Origin of the sequence: Pararhizobium sp. A13 (genome assembly GCF_040126305.1) — a bacterium.
In the GTDB taxonomy this organism is placed as follows: Bacteria; Pseudomonadota; Alphaproteobacteria; order Rhizobiales; family Rhizobiaceae; genus Pararhizobium.
The window spans coordinates 672,085-690,183 of sequence record NZ_CP149510.1 but is presented as its reverse complement, the minus strand read 5'-3'; the positions used below and the strand labels follow the sequence as shown (position 1 = coordinate 690,183).

Genomic DNA, 18,099 nt, shown 5'->3' with positions numbered 1-18,099 from the left:
AAGCCTCCTGGCGTGTCGGAGCGATTGTCCGGAGGTCGCTCGCGGCCCCTTGCCAAGCATTTCGCTCAAGTCTAAATCTCCTTCTGCTCTAACGGGGTGCCGGTTGTCTATATGGACGTTCGGCTGAGAGGCTGTCACACGCCAACCCGCGGAACCTGATCCGGTTTGCACCGGCGGAGGGATTAGACGGCACATGTCAGCGCCCTATTCCCAACACTTGGATTTAAAGGAGGCGCCGATGCGCAAGCTATTGATTTCCCTGGTTTCAGCCCTTGCTGTCTTGACGCCGCCGGTTGCGGCCTTCGCGCATGACAAGACGCTGACGGTCTACACCTATGAAAGCTTCACCAGCGAATGGGGACCGGCTGCCAAGGTCGCCGAAGCCTTCGAAAAGACCTGCCATTGCAAGGTCGACTATGTGAGCGTCGCCGACGGCGTCGAGCTTTTGACCCGGCTGAAGCTCGAAGGGGCTGCCTCCAAAGCCGATGTCGTGCTCGGCCTCGACACCAATCTCGTCTCCGAAGCCAAGGCGACCGGCTTCTTTGCGCCACATGGCCTCGATCTCTCCGCCGTCAAGGTTCCCGGCGGCTTCACCGACGATACCTTCGTTCCCTACGACTACGGCCATTTCGCCGTGATCTACGACACCGAGACGCTGAAGGAACCGCCGAAAAGCCTGAAGGAACTGGTGGAGGGCGATCCGAGCCAGAAGATCGTCATCGAGGACCCGCGGACCTCGACGCCAGGCCTCGGCCTCTTGCTGTGGGTCAAGTCGGTCTATGGCGACCGGGCCGGTGCCGCCTGGGCGAAGCTCAAGGATCGCGTCCTGACGGTAACGCCCGGCTGGTCGGAAGCCTATGGCCTGTTCACCAAGGGGGAGGCGCCGATGGTGCTGTCCTACACGACCTCGCCCGCCTATCACATGGTCGCGGAGAGCACCGACCGCTATCAGGCGGCGGCCTTTTCGGAAGGTCACTACATCCAGATCGAAGTGGCCGGCATGACAAAGAATGCCAAGGACCCGGCGCTCGCCAAGGACTTCCTTTCCTTCGTCACCGGACCGGAGTTCCAGTCGATCATCCCGACGACCAACTGGATGATGCCGGTGGCCGCCACCAAGGAGCCGCTGCCGGATGCCTTCGGCAAGCTGGTCAATCCGGAAAAGACTTTTCTGATGTCTTCCGACGAGGTTGCCGCCAACCGCAAGGCCTGGATCGACGAATGGCTCGCCGCCATGAGCAAGAACTGAGCATCGCTTGCCCGGCGGTCTTGAAAAGCGTCTGACCTTGGCCGCCGGGGCGCTCTGCCTCGGCGGCATCGTTCTGTTCGTTTGCCTCGCCGCCTTCGCCTTGCTTGCCTTCGATGAGCCGGGTGCAGCGCGGCAATCGGGGCTTTTCGACGCCTATGTCTGGCGCGTGATGCGGTTCACGCTGCTGCAGGCCTCGCTCTCCACTTTCCTTTCGATTGTACTCGCCATTCCCGTTGCCCGCGCTCTGGCCCGGCAACCGTCCTTTCCCGGGCGTGTCTGGGTCATCCGGTTGCTGGCGTTGCCGCTCGGCCTGCCGGCGCTGGTCGCGGCGCTGGGTCTGATCGGCATCTGGGGGCGGCAGGGGATGCTCAACACTGGCTTCGCCTGGCTGGGCCTGGATCAGCCGATCAGCATCTACGGACTTTCCGGCATCCTGCTCGCGCATGTCTTTTTCAACCTGCCGCTGGCCGCGCGGCTGATGCTCGGCGGACTGGATCGCATCCCCGGCGAATATTGGCTGGTCGGCGCCAATCTCGGCATGCGGCCGCTTTCGATCTTCCGCTTCATCGAGTGGCCGGCCATTCGTGGTCTGCTTCCGGGCATCGCCGGCCTCATCTTCATGCTCTGCGTCACCAGTTTCACCCTGGTGCTGACGCTCGGCGGCGGGCCGGCGGCGAGTACCATCGAGGTGGCGATCTATCAGGCGCTGCGCTTCGATTTCGATCCGCCGCGTGCGATCGCCCTGTCGTTGCTGCAGATCACCCTGACGGCGGCCTTGCTGGTCGCGATGCGCCTTTTAACGCCGAGGGCCGAGGAAGGTCAGGGCGGCGGGCGCGACGTCAGGCGCTTCGATGGGCGAAATCACTCGGGCAGGGTGGGCGACGGCCTAGCCATCGCGCTCGCCGTGCTGTTTCTTGCACTGCCGCTCGGCTCCGTCATCGCCTCCGGTCTGCGGTCCGATCTCCGGAAGCTCGTGGGCGATCCGATGGCGCAGCAGGCCCTTTTCACCAGCCTTGTCATTGCGCTTGTTTCAGGCACGCTCTGCGTTGCGGCGACGGCGCTTATGATCCGTTCGCGGCAGATCGCCCTTGCGCCGCGGCACCCACTGAGGCTCCATCGCGGATTTTCCGGCTTTATTTCCATGAGCGCGTCCCTGGTGCTGCTTGTGCCGCCGGTGGTCCTGGGCGCAGGATGGTTCCTGCTGCTGCGGCCGCTCGGCGATGTCGCCGCCTTTGCGCCGCTGCTGGTCATCCTGATCAACATGCTGATGGCGCTGCCCTTTGTCTATCGCGTGCTGGAGCCGGCCATGGTCACGCATTCGGCCCGCACCGGCAGGCTTGCGGCGAGCCTCGGGCTCGGCGGATGGCATCGGCTGCGATTCGTCGACTGGCCGGTCCTGCGCAAGCCGCTCATGATGGCTCTGTCCTTTGCCTCTGCGCTGTCGCTTGGCGATCTCGGCGCGGTTGCCCTGTTCGGCTCGCAGAATATGGTCACGCTGCCCTGGCTGCTCTATAGCCGCATGGGCAGCTACCGCTCCACCGACGCGGCGGGGCTTGCGCTGTTTCTCGGCCTCGTCTGCCTCGTGCTGACCATCGCCGGCACGCCATCCACAGTGAAGAATGACCAGGGGAGCAAAGATGCCGCCGCGTGAAACGGAGACTGCCATTCGTCTCGGTGACGTGCGCGTGCGGTTCGGCAAGACGGAACTGCGCTTCGATTGCGCCATTAACGAGGGTGAGATCGTTGCGATCACCGGCGCCTCCGGCTCCGGCAAATCGACCCTCCTCAATATTGTCGCCGGTTTCGAGATGCCGGACGTGGGTACTGTCGAAATTCTTGGAGAAAATGTTGCCCGCCGAGATCCGGCAGAGCGGCCGGTCTCGGTGATCTTCCAGGAATACAATTTGTTTTCGCACCTCGATGTCGCCACCAATATCGGGCTCGGCATCGATCCGGCCCTGAGACTCGGCGTGAAGGACCGTGGAAAGCTTGCCGCAGCGCTCATGCGCGTCGGGCTCGACGGCTTCGGCAAGCGGCTGCCGCCGACGCTGTCGGGCGGCGAGCGTCAGCGGGTGGCGCTGGCGCGCGCCTTGGTCCGCCGCAGGCCCATTCTTCTTCTCGATGAGCCCTTCGCGGCGCTCGATCCGGGCTTACGCTCCGGCATGACGAGCCTGCTGCTCGATCTGCACAGGCAGGAGGGCAATACGATGTTGATTGTCACGCACCATCCGGACGACGTGCGGGCACTGGCCGACAGCGTGATCTTCCTCGACGAGGGCCGCATTCTGCTGCACGAATCCAAGGCGCAATTCCTCGACCATACCGATATTCCGGCCGTTGCGCGTTTTCTCGGAAAATGAGCATCGCCTGCGATGCTTGCCACAATTTGAACGTTGGCCTATGCGACGGCCAAGCTCAAAATCTCAGCGACGCCATCTTCGCGTGTCCGTTGCAGGGATATCACGGGGCAACTATTTCTATGTGCATATGCTAGGCACGCGTGGCGTGAATGGGTTACAGCAGTCCCATTGCTGCAACAGCCGCCCGACCTATGTATACGGCTGTAAAGAATACCGAATTTCCGTGGGGGCGGACCACGGAAATATTTGCGGGTCTGGCCCGAAAGACTGGAAACGAGCTGAGGCATGAACAGAACGACAGGCACGGATCCGCAGTCTCCGGAGAAAAGCTTCGGCGTGTCCTTGCGTGCCGCAAGCGCGCTTGCCGGTATCCTGCTTCTCTCCAGCTGTCAGTCGGTGATCGAACAGACCTATGAGCCGAAGGTCGCCCCGTCCTCGACACCGCAGATCGTCGAGGAGGTGCAGAAGAACGATCCGCGCGCCCAGGTCGGTGCCCGCGAGCATCCGCGCATCGTCGCAAGCTATGGTGGGGAATACAAGGACGAAAGGACCGAGCGTCTCGTTGCCCGGATCACCGGCGCGTTGACGGCGGTGTCGGAAAATCCGAACCAGTCCTACCGCATTACCATCCTGAATTCGCCTGCGATCAACGCGTTTGCGCTGCCCGGCGGCTATCTCTACGTCACGCGCGGCCTTTTGGCCCTGGCCGATGATGCGTCGGAAGTGGCAGCGGTGCTGTCCCACGAGATGGCGCACGTGACGGCCAACCACGGTATCGAGCGGCAGCAGCGCGAGGAGGCGGAGGTTATCGCCAGCCGCGTTGTCTCCGAAGTGCTCTCCAGCGATCTCGCCGGCAAGCAGGCGCTCGCGCGTGGCAAGTTGCGGCTGGCGGCGTTCTCGCGAAACCAGGAACTGCAGGCCGACGTCATCGGCGTGCGCATGCTCGGCGAAGCGGGATACGATCCCTATGCCGCCGCCCGTTTCCTCGATGCGATGGCAGCCTATAGCCGCTTTTCCTCGGTTGATCCCGATTCCGACCAGAGCCTCGACTTCCTGTCGAGCCACCCGAGCGCGCCGCAGCGCGTCGATCTTGCCCGCCGCCATGCCCGCGCCTTTGGTGCTGAAGGAACCGTCGGCGATCGCGGCCGCGACTATTATCTGGCCGGCATCGACGGGCTGCTCTACGGTGACAGCCCACAGGAAGGCTACGTCCGCGGCCAGACGTTCCTGCATGGCAAGCTTGGCATTCGTTTCGACGTGCCAGCCGGCTTCCAGATCGACAACAAGGCGGAAGCGGTGCTGGCGACCGGGCCAGGCGAGACTGCCATCCGCTTCGATGGCGTCGCCGATACGCAGCGCCGCAGCCTGACCGACTATATCGCCAGCGGCTGGGTCACGGGCCTGCAGCCCGACACCATTCGGCAGATCACGATCAACGGCCTCGAGGCGGCCACGGCGCGCGCCTCCGCCGAACGCTGGGACTTCGACGTGACGGTCATCCGCATCGACAGCCAGATCTACCGCTTCCTGACGGCGGTGCCGAAGGGCGCGCCGAGCCTCGAGCCGACGGCCGAAATCCTGCGGGCCTCCTTCCGCCGCATGACACCGCAGGAAGCGGCCGCGCTGAAGCCGCTGCGCATTCGCGTCGTGACGGCCAAGCCCGGCGATACGCTGGCGACGCTCTCGGCCCGGATGATGGGCACGGACCGCAAGCTCGACCTCTTCCGCCTCATCAACGCGATGCAGGTGACATCGACCGTGAAACCGGGCGACAGGGTCAAGATCATCTCGGAATAAGACCAGAACGAGCTGCGCTGGACGTCTGATCCATTTACCGAAGGCGCCGATCAATCGGGATGGTGAGGGACCAGGCGCTCGGCCGGCGAACGCGAAGCAAGGGCCCCGGGCAGGCAGGCGGATCCCCAGGGGTCGGATAACGCGGGTCGCCCCAGCGGTCATTGTAGATGTCCTTGAACAGGCAAGCTATCGGGATCATGGGTGTTCTCCATATTGAATCGATTCAATATCTACGCAGCGAAGTTTTGAACCGATTCAAAATCTACCTCTTCACAGGAAAATGTCAAGGGATTTGAATCGATACAAGCTTCTGATAGATTGAGGCTGGTTCGTGTGACGCAGGAGCTATTTTGACAAAAGGGCATGTAAGACTGGCTGATGTCGCCAAGGCGGCCGGTGTATCGCAGGGGACGGCGTCGAATGTCTTCAGCCGGCCAGAGGTGGTGCGCGAAGAGGTGCGCGAGCGTGTCCTCGAGGTGGCAAGAGAGCTCGGCTACAACGGACCGGACATGAAAGGGCGCTTGCTGCGGGCCGGGCGGGTCAACGCCATCGGCGTCGCCGCAATCGAGCCGCTGGCGTATTTCTTTGAAGATCCGTGGGCGCGGGCGGTGATGACGAACATTGCGGCGGTGTGCGACGCGACCGGCACCGGCATCGCGTTGGTGTCGGCGCAGAATCAGCAAAAACTGGCCTGGAACATCAATAGCGCGCTTGTCGATGGTTTTATCCTGCTATGCGTGGAAGGCGGCGAAAAGCTCGTCGAGCTGACAAGACGGCGGCAGCTGCCGTTCATCGCCCTGGCCTTCGATGACGGAGACGCTTCGATCCCAACGATCGGAATTGACAATACCGCGGGCGCCGCCGCGGCAGCGCGCCACCTGGCGGAGCTCGGGCACCGGCGGTTTGCCATACTGGCCATAGGGCATTCCAATGATCATGTCGGGGCGGTAACGCCCGAGCAGGCAATTCGGTCCTTGAAATCGACTTCGCGCGATCGTGCACGCGGCTACTGGCAGGCATTGGCGGAATTCGGCATCGAGCGCGAAAGCGTGCCGGTGCACGGAACGCGCAACGACAAATCGAGCGTCGATGCGGCGCTCGATACCCTGTTTGCAACGCCGGAGCCACCAACGGCGATCCTGGCGATGTCCGACCGCATTGCTCTCTTTGCCATGCAATGGCTTGCCGAACATGGCTTCGCGGTGCCGGGCGACGTCTCCGTCGTCGGGTTCGACGGCGTCCCTGAAGCCGCAACGGCCCAGCCGGGGCTGACGACCATTGCACAACCGCTTGAAGAGATTGCGCGCAGGGCGGCAAGCGCCATCCTTGATGACGCATTGCCTAACGCGCCGGAAACGCTCGGCGTGACGCTGGTCATCCGGGGCAGCACCGCGCGCCCACGGTTATAATAGACGTCGCAGGCTTTCCCGCGCCTTCGACACGACTATGCCGCACTTCGGTCGGTGGCTGGCGCTGGACGCGCTGGGAAACCGCTCAATGCGGCAGCGCCGCCAGCACCGGGGCTTCCGCGACAAGCGCGATCCGCAGCTTTTCCAGTGCCCGGGTTTCGATCTGGCGGACGCGTTCCTTCGAGATGCCGAGATCGGCGCCAAGCTCTTCGAGCGTGGCGCTGTCTTCCGAAAGGCGGCGGGCGCGGATGATCTTCATTTCCCGCTCGTTCAGCTTGCAAAGCGCGTGGCTGAGCCAGACGCGCCGCCGCTCCTGATCGATTATCTCGGAGACCTGCTCGTCCGGCAGTGGCGCGTCGCAGGCGAGAAGATCGAGGCGTTCGCCGCTGTCGGCATCGCCTTGCGAGATCGGCGCCTGCAGCGAGGCATCATTGCTGGACAGGCGGGCATCCATCGTCTGCACGTCGGCAAGGCTGACGCCGAGTGCCGAGGCGATTTCCTCGTGCACGGCGCGGGCCGTCAGTTGCCGGTCGCCCTGGGCGAGCTTGGCGCGCAGGCGGCGCAGATTGAAGAACAAAGCCTTTTGCGCCGAAGACGTGCCGCCGCGCACGATCGACCAGTTGCGCAGAACGTAGTCCTGCATCGAGGCGCGGATCCACCAGCTGGCATAGGTCGAGAACCGGACCTCGCGGCTCGGCTCGAAGCGGGCAGCGGCTTCCAAGAGGCCGATATGTCCCTCCTGCACCAGATCGCTCATCGGCAGGCCGAAATTGCGGAATTTCGATGCCATCGAGATGACCAGCCGCATATGGGCCATGGCGATCTTGTTGCGGGCCTCCTGGTCATGGTGGTCCTTCCACGCCAGCGCCAGCGCCTGTTCCTCATCTCTCTCGAGATAGGGAGCCGCCATGGCGATCTTAATCATGCGCCTGTCTGCTGAGAGGTTTTTCATCGGCTACTCCATGACGGGCACACGGGGTGTGCCGCTGAACGATAAGTCGATCGTGTTTCGGGATTTCCGCTGCCTGAGCTTGACCAGCATTCGAACCGCCCTACTTCCCTGCCTAGAAGCCGAGGCCGGAAGAGAGGGCCGCGGTGGCAGTCCCGACCCGCAACACCATGCGCAGGCCCGGACTGAACGTGCCTCAACGCGCGGGGAACGAATAAGTTCCATGCTGCACTGCCGTATTTTGCGGCCGCGGGCGTTTTTCTGCGCGTGAACCTCCCATAAATTCGAACAGGATGCCGCGCCGGTCCAGGTTGTCTCGTGCATCCCCCGGCAATGGCGCCGCCGCGCGGGGAGGCGTGATTTATTGTGCGCCGCAATTTTTGCCGCTTGCCGGAAAAGTTAAAAAAGCGTTAACTTTTGATGGTCGTCCCCATAAGTTGCCTGTGAGTTAGTTAAAGACAGGGCTTTGGCGGGATTCCTGTTTGCATGGCACCGGTCTAGAGTTGCGTTATGAAAACACTATCCATCGAGGTGCGGCCGGGTGAGCCGAGGGACGCAATGTCCATCTCGGACGTGCACCGCGTCTCCTGGCTTCAGGCCTATGGCGGGCTCATTCCGCACAAGCCGCTGAACCAGATGGTCGACCGGCGCGATCATACGTGGTGGCGCAAGGCGACGCGGGGTCCGTCCACCCTCCTCGTCATCGAGGTGGCCGGCGTGATTGCCGGTTATGCGACGCTCGGTCTCAATCGCGCCCGCGCCCTGCCGCAGGAGGGCGAGGTCTACGAGATCTACCTGCGCCCCGAATATCAGGGCATCGGGCTTGGCCGGATCCTGTTCGGCGAGGCGAAGAGCCTGTTGAAATCCCTCGGCTGCCAGGGCCTCGTCGTCTGGTGCCTGGAAGACAGCCATCACGCCGACCGTTTCTTCCGCATGGCCGGCGGCCACGATATCTGCGAGGGCATGGAAGATTTCGGCGGCAAGAGCCTCAAGAAGATCGGCTATATCTGGGACTGAACCGCGCTATTGCGGGAACGAGTGCGTGTGATCGGCCGCCTTCGGCCCGCGGACCCCGGTAAAATCGGCCTTGTCCGTGCCACAGAGGAAACCGTCGGCCTTCGTGTCGGCGATCTGCCGGGCCAGCACGTTGGGCTCCGGATTGGCAAGCGCATCGACATAACCGACGACGCAGCCCATCCCGTCTTCTCCTGCCACTTTCGAGACGACGAGCACCTGGCCTTCGACCTTCGGCGACGGTTCGCCGGTGGCTGGATCGATATTCTCGACGAACCACCGGATAATGGTCGCCGTCGGCTTGCCGTCCGGGCCGAGCCGCCATTCGATCTTTCGCGCGGTGTGATTGAACGGCTCAAAGCTTTCGAAGACGCCGTCGATATAGGCTTCGCCGGCGGGGCCGTAGAGGATGCTCTGCCGCAGGTCGCCTTCCTTGAAGTAGACCGCGTAGTCCTTTAGTCCCTTGCACTGCAGCGAAATGCCGCCGCCTTCGGCGTCTTCCGGCGACAGCGTCTTGCAGTGATCGGTGTCCAAATCGGTATAGGTGCTGTCATTGGCCCGGGCGGCGGACGGGGCTGCTGCGAGCAGAAGGATCAGCGGAATTGTGCCTGCGTGCGATATCATGAGCGCTCCTCATACCGGGGACGTCCCGGCACCCGCGATTGTTCGTCCAAACCTCGCATTTTTCCGCTCATGACGAAAGTAATGTTGCGCCGCGGCATGTTTACCGTTATCGGACTCGCCAGCCAAACTCAGACCCCTGGGAGAAAACATGCGTATTGATGCAATTTCCATCGGCAAGAATCCGCCTGAAGATATCAACGTGATCGTCGAGGTTCCGGTTGGCGGCCATCCGATCAAGTACGAGATGGACAAGGAAGCCGGCACGCTGGTGGTCGACCGTTTCCTCTATACGCCGATGACCTATCCGGGCAATTACGGCTTCGTTCCGCATACGCTGTCGGATGACGGCGACCCGATCGACGTTCTGATCGCCAGCACCCGTCCGCTGGTTCCGGGCTGTGTGATTAATGTCCGCCCGATCGGCGTGATGATGATGGAAGACAATTCCGGCAAGGACGAAAAGGTCATTGCCGTGCCGAACTATCACCTCACCAAGCGCTACGACAAGGTGAAGGACTATACCGACCTGCCGGAAATCACCCTGCAGCAGATCGAGCATTTCTTCGAGCACTACAAGGACCTGGAGCCCGGCAAGTGGGTGAAGATCTACGGCTGGAAGGACGCGTCCGTCGCCAAGCAGTTGATCGTCGAAGCCATCGAGCGCGCCAAGGCGGCGAAGTAAGCGACAGCTGAACAGCGCACGTATTGCAAATAAAAACCTCCGGATCGCGCCGATCCGGAGGTTTTTTGTTGCCTGCGAGAAGGCCGGTTCAGCTGAGCAGGGCGGCAGCGACGGTCGTGTTCAGGAAATACCAGATGAAATAGAGGATCACCAAAACCACCAGGGGCGACAGATCGACACCGCCCATATCCGGCAGGACACGGCGGATCGGGCGATAGAGCGGCTCGGTCAGCTGGTAGAGCGAGCGGCCGATCATGTTGATGGCGTTGTTGTTCACATTGATCACGTTGAACGCGTAGAGCCAGGAAAAGATGGCCGAGGCGATGACCAGGAACCACGCAATATTGATGATGAAATTCAGGGTAGCAATGACAGCAAGCATGCCGGTCTCCAATTCGTTGTTGACAGACATGTAGACATTGACGACTAAACCGGCAAGTCCGTGCTTCGTGCGGGACTAAACATGTTTAATACGGCGGGGCTATTTATCCGGCCGTCATCGGAAAGATCGCCGCATGTCCGCCATAAACGGTGCAGACCGGTTCGCCGCGTTCCGGCATGTCTCCTACGCCCGCTTCTTCTTCGCCCGCTTCCTCGCATCCTTCGCCATCCAGATCGTCAGTGTCTCGGTCGGCTGGCAGATGTACGCGCAGACGCAGAACACGCTCTATCTCGGCCTGATCGGCCTCTTCCAGTTCCTGCCGTCCCTGCTCCTTATCCTGGTGACCGGATCGGTGGCGGATCGCCACAGCCGGCGGGCGATCGTCTCGATCTGCATGATCATCAGCGCCCTTTGCGCGGCAGCGCTGCTGGGGCTGACGATCGCCGATGCGTTCTCGCCCTGGCCGGTCTTCGCCATCCTCGTCGTTTTCGGCATCGAGCGCGCCTTCATGGCGCCGGCGGTGCAATCGCTTGCGCCAAACCTCGTGCCGGCTGAAGACCTGTCGAACGCGATCGCCTGGAACTCGTCCTCCTGGCAGACCGCTGCCATTCTCGGCCCGGTCGCCGGCGGTCTGCTATACGGCGTCGGCGCCATCGTTGCCTATTCCGTCGCGCTTGCTTTCCTCGTGCTCGCGGCCATTCTTGTCTTCATGATCGAAAAACCGGCGCAGCACAGCCTCAGCGAGCCGCGCGACTGGACGTCCGTTCTTGCCGGTTTCAAATTCATCCGCACGGAAAAGGTCGTGCTGGGTGCGATTTCGCTCGATCTCTTTGCCGTGCTTCTGGGCGGCGCCGTCGCGCTGATGCCGGTTTTTGCCAGCGAAATCCTGGTGCTCGGTCCGCTCGGTCTCGGGCTGCTCCGGGCAGCGCCGGGCATCGGCGCCATTCTCGTCGCGGTGACGCTCGCCGCCTATCCCATTCGCCACAATGCCGGTGTGCTGATGTTTGCCGGCGTCGCGCTGTTCGGCATCGGCACGGTGATCTTCGGTCTGTCCGAAGTCGCCTGGCTGTCGATCGCATCCCTGATGCTGATGGGCGGGGCGGACATGATCTCGGTCTATGTGCGCGAGACGCTGATTGCGCTCTGGACGCCGGACGCCGTGCGTGGCCGCGTGAACGCAGTCAACATGGTGTTCGTCGGCGCCTCGAACGAGCTTGGCGAGTTCCGGGCAGGTACCATGGCGCATATCATCGGCGCGGTTCCGGCAGTCGTGGTCGGCGGTATCGGCACGCTTGCCGTCGCCATCATCTGGGCGCTCGGCTTTCCGCAATTGCGCAAGATCGATTCCCTGAATGCTCCGAAGCTGAAAGCCTGAAACGTTCCCGGTTGATAGCGATTCAGTTTTAATCTGAGAGGATCGCTTTCCTCCCTCATGCCCGCCCTTGTGGCGGGTATCCAGCGGCACCGCGTGCGCGGTGCAAGGGGGCACTTTTCACGCGACGGACGTCGCGTCGCTGATTACCGGCACAAGGCCGGTAATGAGGGAATAGAGAGAACTGCGAGCCAATCAACCGGATTCAGGGTGAAATCTGATCAGGCGGTAACTCTCTCGCCCTGCCGCTGGAAGATATGGGAGAGGAACCGGTCCATCCAGTCCCGCAGCGGGCCGTCATAGTCCATCCGGCCTTCAAGATGCGCGCGGCCTACTTGCGCGCCGGGCAGCTCGAACCGGTGCGCGCCGTGCACGACCCAGCGGTGCATCATCGCCCGCGTCAGTTCGCCATGGAACTGGATGCCCCAGGCATTCTCGCCATATCGGAAGGCCTGGTTGGGATAGGTGCTGCCCGAAGCGAGCAGTTCGGCACCGGCCGGCAGATCGAAGCCTTCCCGGTGGAACTGGTAGACCATGGATGGCCATTCCATCAGCGCGCGGCCCCTTTCGGTCGCTTCGAGCGGATACCAGCCGATTTCCGCCATGCCTTCGTGATGGGGGCCAACCGCGCCGCCGAGATGGCGGACCAGCATCTGGGCGCCGAGGCAAATGCCGAGGAACGGCTTGCTTTCCGACAGAGGCACGGAGAGCCAGTCGATCTCGCGACGGATGAAATCCTCGTCGCCATTGGCGCTCATCGGTCCGCCGAAGACGACGGCGCCGGCATGGTCGTCGAGCGTTGCGGGCAGCGTATCGCCGAGTGCCGGGCGGCGGATGTCGAGGCTGAAACCTTTTTCCAACAGCAAATGACCAACCCGTCCGGGGCTGGAGTGTTCCTGATGCAGGATGATCAGGACCGGTTTTCCGGTGGTGCGCGTGTAGAACGTGCGGTCGTCGAAAAGCATCTCACTTTTCCTGTTGCGCGGTTGTCTCCTCCGCGACTTTGAATTTAGCGGCCACCTCCTGCCGCTTGATGATCCTGTCCCTGCCCGAAACGCCGAGGAGATCGGCGACGCGCCAGATGACATGATCCTCCATTTCACTGCGTTTGCCATCGGCATAGACAATCTCCCATAACATGCCGATCAGGTCGATCCGCTGTTCCTCGGAAAAATGCCGTTTGATATCGGATGTGAAGCGGAAATAGTCGATGGCCTCGCTTTCGGCCGTCTCGCCGGCGGAGATCAACGCATTCAGAGCCGCATCGTCCAGCTTGTAGTGATCCTTGATCATGGCGCGCGCCTTCTTGCGCTCCTTCTCGTGGATGTGGCCATCGGCCTCCATCACCTGAAAGCAGAGCGCCACGATGGCGATGCGCGGATCGCCGGGCTGGATGGCGGACGGCCCGCTCCCGGTCAGGCTGTCGAGGAAAGTGCGAAATCGGTCAAACATGCTTTTCCGTCAAAATCGGGTTTCTTCTCAAAACAGGCGAAAACTGGTCTTTGCCATCGGCTTGTTGCTGTCGTCGCGCACGCCCGGGTCATCCGGCGGGCGTCCGAAGAAGGGTTCGACGACGGTCTCTTCGGTCTTGGCCGGCGCAGGTTTCTTTTCGACCTTCACGGGCTGCGGCACGATCACCGATTCGCTCGGTGCCGGCACGGCGATGGTCTTGACGACGATCTCCTCGGTTTTCTCCGGGGGTTCGATCACGTGCTTCGGCTTTGCTGGCGTCTCGGCCTGCTCAGGCTCCGGCTCGGTGCGCTGATGGGCGATGGCGACCGGCGGTAGGCTGCGGATCGCCGCATCGGCCACTTCCAGCGTGCCCTCTTCGACCGGTCCGGCAATCTGCCCGACCGGCTGCTTCCATTCGAAGGCGTCGAGACGGCCGCTGACCGGCGAGACCGGCAGCCACTCGGGCGATGTCACGCCATCCGCCGTCCAGGCCGGATCGCGCGGGCTTTTCAGCGCCTGGTTCATCCAGTGGCGGATGCGGCCGTCGTCGCCTGTGTCGGCTTCCTCGATATCGGCAAGCAGCAGGAAGACGCCCTCATTCGGCTGGATGCGGGCGGCGGCCTCCGCCTTGGACCGTGCCAGGGACAGTTCGCGCGCTTCCAGCGCGCTTTCGGCAACCGTGGCCAAGGCCACCGCATTGTTCGGCCTGAGCGCCTCGAGCTTGTTTGCCCGCTTCAGCCTGTCGATGGCCGAATCGCCACTGCGGGCGCGGACATAGAGTTTGGCGACTTCCGGGTGCGGCTCCTGTTTCCAGAGCTTTTCGAGGATCGAGGCCGCCTTGCGCAGGTTGTCCTCGCGAAACAGCGCCTTGGCGGCGATGAGGCCGGCCGGCACCAGATCCTCGGCGAGCTTCAGGGCGGCCAGCGCATCGTCGCGCGCGCCCTTCGGATCGGCTTCGAGCTTCTCAGTGGCGCGGGCGGTCAGAAGCACGGCCTTCTTGCGGTCGGCTTCCTTGCGGTCGATGACGTGGCTGGCGCGGCTCTGGTCGAGAAGCCGGATGGCTTCGTCCCACTGGCCGGTCTGGCTGCGATAGTCGAGCGCTGCCAGCGTCGCCCAGGGAAGATGCGGCGCCTTGTCGGCGGCCCGCTCGGCATATTGCCGCGCCGCCTCGTTGGCGCCCAGCCGCTTGGCTTCGAGATAGAGGCCGCGCAGGCCGAGTTCGCGCGTCTCCGGGTCGTCGGCCATCAGCTCGAATTTCTTGCGGGCGTCGTCGTATTTGCCTTCGATCAGCGCCGTCTGCGCTTCCAAGAGGTGGATCAGCGGTTCCTGGTCGGAACTCAACAGGCCGCGCGTGCGCACCGTCATCTTGCGGGCAAGGGCGGAATCGCCGGCGCCGGCGGCAATCAGCCCGGTGGACAGTGCCTGATAACCGCGGTCGCGCTTGCGGGCGCGAAAATAGCGGGAGATCGAATGGGGGGAAAGCCAGACGACGCGGATCAGCCAGATGGCGATGAGGACGGCTGATATCAGCGAGGCCAGCAGTGTTGCCGCCACCATCAGGCTCATTTCGACGCGGCTCCCCTGCCAGATCAGCGACAATTCGCCGGGGCGGTCGGCCAGCCAGGCAAAGCCGGCGCCGAGGGCAAGGACGATGAGAACGTAGAACAGAATACGGATCATGAACTCTTCCTTAGCCCTGGTTGGCCGTCATGGCGCCTGCAACGGCCGCGTCGATCAAACCTTCGACGCGGATGCGCTGGTCGAGCCTGGTCTTGAACGCGGCACCGGCGGTTTTCGCTGGGTCGGGCAGAGCCTGCCATTCGAGGCTCGCGCCCTTCAGGTCGCCGTTGGTCAGCTTGTCCTCGATGCGGGCGATGACCGCTTCGGGGCCGTCTCCCTCGACGCTGCCGACGGGGCGAATGCGGATGGCGGAAGACGCGCTATCCATCAGCCGGGCGAAAATGCCCTGGTTCGGGTCGCTGTGCTGGGTGGCTTCCAGCATGGCATCGGCCACGCTCGGGAATTCGCGCACGAGATCGGCGCGCGGGGCGACGCCGAGTGCTGCGTCGCCGGCAAGCCCGGTAACGGCCGGGTCGGTGGCGGCGATGCTCTTCAGGGCGTCGAGTTCGGCGAGGAACGGCCCGCCACGATCGATTGCCGTCTTCAAAGCGGTGACGGCCACGGCGCGGGCGAGCTGCACGTCGCTTGCCGGCTCGTCGATCTTCTTCTCGGCCGCCTCGATGCGGGTCGAAAGCTCGGATTTCGCCGCTTCCGTCGATTGTTGGGCATCGGCAAGGGCCGATTTCAGCGTCGCAATCTCGCTGGTCAGGTTGGTGAGCTGGGCATTGAGGCCGGAGACATCGACAGCCTCGCCGTTGCCGGCCTCGCCGGCCTTCTTCTCCAGTTCGGAGATGCGGGCTTCCAGCGGGCCGAGATCGACGGTTGCCGAGGATGAGGGGGCTGCAGCGAGCTGCGCCTTGATCGCTTCGACATCGCTGGCAAGGCTCTGTTCGACCGCCGTCTCGCCCCCGCCGGGACCGAGCGCCGGCAGGAAGCCTGCATATTGCAGGCCGCCGGCGCCGAGAAGCGTGATCAGGCCGCCGAGAATGCCGGCCGCAAGGGCGCCCGAGTTGGAGGTGCGGCGCGGTTCGGCATGGATTGGCCCGGCTGGCTGTTCCGCCGCCGTGGCGGCCGAGGTCGGCTCCTCGGCAAAGACGGCTGCAGCCGCTTCCGCGCGCGCATCTTCTTCATCCGATTCGGAACTGCCGGCGGTGTTCGATTCGGGAATGTCTGTCGGCTCGGGAATGTCGGCGCGGACGGTTTCGTCCGCTTCACCCGCCCGGATTTCCGCCGCGTCGTCGTCGACCGCTTCGCGTTCGGCGGTTGCATCGGCGGTTTCCGCATCTTTTTCCGGCGCCGCATTGGCTTCCAGGTCGATCGTCACCGGCTCCTGATCGGACTTCGAGCGGCGCGGAGGGTTTTCCGGTCCCATGATGATCTCTTCCCGTTATCGCATGAACTTAAGGCACTGTCTTAAACCTAGACACGGAGCACGGATAGGGAAAGCCCCCATGCGACAATTCCTTGACCGGGTGCCGATGACGGGCACTCGGGGTGCAAACGGGCCGATCAGAGCAGGGCGAAAAGGCTTTTTTCGTTGGGCTCAGCCGCGATGGCGATATGCCCGATACCCCGCGGTACGGCGTCGGCGACATGTTCGCTCAGGCAGAGCAGGCGCATGTCGTGAAATGCGGTTTTCGGCGCCAGGGCATTCAGAGCGAAGAAATGCCGGGCGGTCTCGTGGGAGTAAAACAGAACGGCCTCCGGTTTGCGCGATGCAAGCAGGTTTTCGACGGTTTCCGGCGCGTGGGCGATGGGAGACATGCGATAGACGTCCGCGACGTGGCAACGGATTCCAGCCTCCCGCAGAGCCGTTTCGAAGCCGGGCGATCGCGGCAGGCCCGCCAGATAGACAAGGCCGTCCTCAAGGCTTCTCGCCGTGTCGGCGATAAGTTGCGCAAGTCCGGCGCCTGTGCCTGGGCCGGCGATAATTGATTGGAATCCCAACTGCCGTGCCGCGTCCGCCGTCGCTGCCCCGACGCAGAAAACCGGCGTTTGCAGATGTGGCGCCAATCGATCGCTGATGGCAGACAGAGCACGGAACGCCTCCGCGCTTGTGACGGCAATGGCGCTGTGGGGAAGGGGGAGGACATCCAGCGCCGCCTGCGGCTGATACCCCGCTTCCATCATCGGCAGAACGATCGCTTCATGGCCCAGCGCTTCGAGCCTTGCCGCCGTTGCCGCCGCTGAAGGTTGCGGTCGGGTGACAAGGACACGCATGGCTCAGGTCCAGCTCGAGAAGAAGTCCGGTCCGGCCTCAAGCCGGATATCCTCGCCGGCCCTCGCACCCAACTGCTCGGCTTCTGCGGCCTTGCCTTCGGTCGTTACCCGGAAATGCTGGCTGCCGTCCGGCGTCAGGATCATGCCGGAAAAGCGGATGGTTTCACCGTCCGACACGGCATAACCGGCGATCGGCGTGCGGCAGGAGCCGTCCAGCGTCGAGAGGAATGCCCGCTCGCAAGTGACCGCTTGATGTGTCCTCACGTCGTTGATCGCTTCGAGAAGGCCGTTGACACGGTCGTCACTAACGCGGCTTTCGATGCAGATCGCGCCCTGCGCGGGTGCCGGCGGGAAGATCTCGGGGTCGAGGATTTCCGTCGGTACATCATCCTTGCCTAGCCGCTTCAGGCCGGCGAAAGCGAGCAGCGTCGCATCGACCTGGCCTTCCGCCAGTTTCCTCAAGCGGGTATCGACGAGGCCGCGATAGGTGATGACATTGATATCAGGCCGCAGCCGTTTGATCAGCGCCTGGCGGCGGAGCGACGACGAGCCGATGGTGGCGCCCTGCGGCAGGTCCAGCAGTTTCGCCGCCGTCCGTCCGATGAAAGCGTCGCGGGCATCTTCGCGCGGCAGATAGGCGGAGAGGAACAGCCCGTCGGGCAGTTTCGTCGGCATGTCCTTGGAGGAATGCACGGCGAAATCGAGCCCGCCGGAGAGAAGCATGTCCTCCAGTTCCTGGGTGAAAAGCCCCTTGCCGCCGATTGCTGCAAGCGAGCGGTCGGTGATGCGGTCGCCCATGGTCGACAGAACGACGATCTCGAACATTTCGGACGGCAGGCCGTGCGCGGCCATCAGGCGATCCCGCGTTTCATGGGCCTGTGCCAGCGCCAGCGGGCTGCCCCGCGTGCCGATCCGGAAAGGTTTTGTTTGCATCCGCTGCGATCCGTTGTTACCGGAGTTCCGTGTATC

The 18,099-nt window shown here is 63.2% G+C and carries 17 protein-coding genes and 1 riboswitch; of the genes, 8 read left to right on the top strand and 9 right to left on the bottom strand.

The window, feature by feature from the left end:
- Positions 1–82: 82 nt before the first annotated feature.
- A riboswitch (TPP riboswitch) is annotated at positions 83–199 on the top strand.
- Positions 200–238: 39 nt separating this feature from the next.
- The 5 genes from thiB to WI754_RS03250 all read left to right on the top strand — a co-directional run bounded on the left by thiB (position 239) and on the right by WI754_RS03250 (position 6,815).
- Positions 239–1,249 carry a thiamine ABC transporter substrate binding subunit gene (gene thiB / locus WI754_RS03270; RefSeq protein WP_349436207.1) on the top strand — a complete coding sequence of 337 codons (1,011 nt, stop codon included), beginning with the start codon at positions 239–241 and terminating at the stop codon, positions 1,247–1,249.
- 31 nt (positions 1,250–1,280) lie between these two features.
- Positions 1,281–2,900, top strand: coding sequence for a thiamine/thiamine pyrophosphate ABC transporter permease ThiP (thiP, locus tag WI754_RS03265; protein ID WP_349437712.1), 1,620 nt, complete (start codon positions 1,281–1,283; stop codon positions 2,898–2,900).
- Positions 2,887–3,609, top strand: a complete 723-nt coding sequence (locus WI754_RS03260; RefSeq protein WP_349436206.1) for an ATP-binding cassette domain-containing protein — start codon at positions 2,887–2,889, stop codon at positions 3,607–3,609. Before thiP ends, WI754_RS03260 begins: the two co-directional genes overlap by 14 nt.
- A gap of 285 nt (positions 3,610–3,894) precedes the next feature.
- Positions 3,895–5,406 carry a M48 family metalloprotease gene (locus WI754_RS03255; protein ID WP_349436205.1) on the top strand — a complete coding sequence of 504 codons (1,512 nt, stop codon included), beginning with the start codon at positions 3,895–3,897 and terminating at the stop codon, positions 5,404–5,406.
- A 350-nt stretch (positions 5,407–5,756) separates the two neighbouring features.
- On the top strand, positions 5,757–6,815 hold the full coding sequence (locus tag WI754_RS03250) for a LacI family DNA-binding transcriptional regulator (RefSeq protein ID WP_349436204.1): 1,059 nt from the start codon (positions 5,757–5,759) through the stop codon (positions 6,813–6,815).
- Positions 6,816–6,900: 85 nt separating this feature from the next.
- Here WI754_RS03250 and WI754_RS03245 read toward each other — a convergent pair whose 3' ends face one another.
- Positions 6,901–7,767 carry an RNA polymerase factor sigma-32 gene (locus WI754_RS03245; protein WP_349436203.1) on the bottom strand — a complete coding sequence of 289 codons (867 nt, stop codon included), beginning with the start codon at positions 7,765–7,767 and terminating at the stop codon, positions 6,901–6,903.
- Positions 7,768–8,274: 507 nt separating this feature from the next.
- Here WI754_RS03245 and WI754_RS03240 point away from each other — a divergent pair.
- Positions 8,275–8,781, top strand: a complete 507-nt coding sequence (locus tag WI754_RS03240; protein ID WP_349436201.1) for a GNAT family N-acetyltransferase — start codon at positions 8,275–8,277, stop codon at positions 8,779–8,781.
- A 6-nt stretch (positions 8,782–8,787) separates the two neighbouring features.
- On the opposite strand, the gene WI754_RS03235 is transcribed toward WI754_RS03240, so the two are convergent.
- Positions 8,788–9,402: a hypothetical protein gene (locus WI754_RS03235; protein ID WP_349436200.1), complete on the bottom strand. Its 615-nt coding sequence runs from the start codon at positions 9,400–9,402 to the stop codon at positions 8,788–8,790.
- A 148-nt stretch (positions 9,403–9,550) separates the two neighbouring features.
- Between WI754_RS03235 and ppa the strand changes: the two genes are divergently transcribed.
- Positions 9,551–10,084, top strand: coding sequence for an inorganic diphosphatase (ppa, locus tag WI754_RS03230; RefSeq protein WP_349436199.1), 534 nt, complete (start codon positions 9,551–9,553; stop codon positions 10,082–10,084).
- A gap of 88 nt (positions 10,085–10,172) precedes the next feature.
- Here the strand turns inward: ppa and WI754_RS03225 are convergent, their stop codons facing one another.
- Complete coding sequence (locus WI754_RS03225; RefSeq protein WP_026203838.1) at positions 10,173–10,466, bottom strand: YggT family protein; 294 nt, start codon at positions 10,464–10,466, stop codon at positions 10,173–10,175.
- A 133-nt stretch (positions 10,467–10,599) separates the two neighbouring features.
- Between WI754_RS03225 and WI754_RS03220 the strand changes: the two genes are divergently transcribed.
- Positions 10,600–11,841, top strand: a complete 1,242-nt coding sequence (locus WI754_RS03220) for an MFS transporter (protein ID WP_349436198.1) — start codon at positions 10,600–10,602, stop codon at positions 11,839–11,841.
- A 218-nt stretch (positions 11,842–12,059) separates the two neighbouring features.
- Here the strand turns inward: WI754_RS03220 and WI754_RS03215 are convergent, their stop codons facing one another.
- From WI754_RS03215 to hemC, 6 genes are all read right to left on the bottom strand, one after another.
- The gene (locus tag WI754_RS03215) at positions 12,060–12,803 is read right to left on the bottom strand and encodes a glutamine amidotransferase (RefSeq protein ID WP_349436197.1); all 744 of its coding nucleotides are present in this window, start codon (positions 12,801–12,803) and stop codon (positions 12,060–12,062) included.
- Position 12,804: 1 nt separating this feature from the next.
- A complete protein-coding gene (locus WI754_RS03210; RefSeq protein WP_349436195.1) occupies positions 12,805–13,290 on the bottom strand; it encodes a TerB family tellurite resistance protein in 486 nt (161 codons plus the stop codon).
- A 27-nt stretch (positions 13,291–13,317) separates the two neighbouring features.
- A complete protein-coding gene (locus tag WI754_RS03205) occupies positions 13,318–14,970 on the bottom strand; it encodes a heme biosynthesis protein HemY (protein ID WP_349436194.1) in 1,653 nt (550 codons plus the stop codon).
- Positions 14,971–14,980: 10 nt separating this feature from the next.
- Positions 14,981–16,282, bottom strand: a complete 1,302-nt coding sequence (locus WI754_RS03200; protein ID WP_349436193.1) for a hypothetical protein — start codon at positions 16,280–16,282, stop codon at positions 14,981–14,983.
- Between the two features lie 137 nt (positions 16,283–16,419).
- A complete protein-coding gene (locus WI754_RS03195; protein WP_349436191.1) occupies positions 16,420–17,130 on the bottom strand; it encodes a uroporphyrinogen-III synthase in 711 nt (236 codons plus the stop codon).
- 3 nt (positions 17,131–17,133) lie between these two features.
- A complete protein-coding gene (gene hemC / locus WI754_RS03190) occupies positions 17,134–18,063 on the bottom strand; it encodes a hydroxymethylbilane synthase (protein ID WP_349436190.1) in 930 nt (309 codons plus the stop codon).
- Between the last annotated feature and the right edge of the window lie 36 nt (positions 18,064–18,099).

What these genes read in the sequence shown, in the direction of transcription:
- thiB (WP_349436207.1), top strand. Translation starts at nt 239, where the DNA reads ATGCGCAAGCTATTGATTTCCCTGGTTTCAGCCCTTGCTGTCTTGACG.
- WI754_RS03260 (WP_349436206.1), top strand. Translation starts at nt 2,887, where the DNA reads ATGCCGCCGCGTGAAACGGAGACTGCCATTCGTCTCGGTGACGTGCGC.
- WI754_RS03255 (WP_349436205.1), top strand. Translation starts at nt 3,895, where the DNA reads ATGAACAGAACGACAGGCACGGATCCGCAGTCTCCGGAGAAAAGCTTC.
- WI754_RS03245 (WP_349436203.1), bottom strand. Translation starts at nt 7,767, where the DNA reads ATGAAAAACCTCTCAGCAGACAGGCGCATGATTAAGATCGCCATGGCG.
- WI754_RS03240 (WP_349436201.1), top strand. Translation starts at nt 8,275, where the DNA reads ATGAAAACACTATCCATCGAGGTGCGGCCGGGTGAGCCGAGGGACGCA.
- WI754_RS03235 (WP_349436200.1), bottom strand. Translation starts at nt 9,402, where the DNA reads ATGATATCGCACGCAGGCACAATTCCGCTGATCCTTCTGCTCGCAGCA.
- ppa (WP_349436199.1), top strand. Translation starts at nt 9,551, where the DNA reads ATGCGTATTGATGCAATTTCCATCGGCAAGAATCCGCCTGAAGATATC.
- WI754_RS03225 (WP_026203838.1), bottom strand. Translation starts at nt 10,466, where the DNA reads ATGCTTGCTGTCATTGCTACCCTGAATTTCATCATCAATATTGCGTGG.
- WI754_RS03220 (WP_349436198.1), top strand. Translation starts at nt 10,600, where the DNA reads ATGTCCGCCATAAACGGTGCAGACCGGTTCGCCGCGTTCCGGCATGTC.
- WI754_RS03215 (WP_349436197.1), bottom strand. Translation starts at nt 12,803, where the DNA reads ATGCTTTTCGACGACCGCACGTTCTACACGCGCACCACCGGAAAACCG.
- WI754_RS03210 (WP_349436195.1), bottom strand. Translation starts at nt 13,290, where the DNA reads ATGTTTGACCGATTTCGCACTTTCCTCGACAGCCTGACCGGGAGCGGG.
- WI754_RS03205 (WP_349436194.1), bottom strand. Translation starts at nt 14,970, where the DNA reads ATGATCCGTATTCTGTTCTACGTTCTCATCGTCCTTGCCCTCGGCGCC.
- WI754_RS03200 (WP_349436193.1), bottom strand. Translation starts at nt 16,282, where the DNA reads ATGGGACCGGAAAACCCTCCGCGCCGCTCGAAGTCCGATCAGGAGCCG.
- WI754_RS03195 (WP_349436191.1), bottom strand. Translation starts at nt 17,130, where the DNA reads ATGCGTGTCCTTGTCACCCGACCGCAACCTTCAGCGGCGGCAACGGCG.
- hemC (WP_349436190.1), bottom strand. Translation starts at nt 18,063, where the DNA reads ATGCAAACAAAACCTTTCCGGATCGGCACGCGGGGCAGCCCGCTGGCG.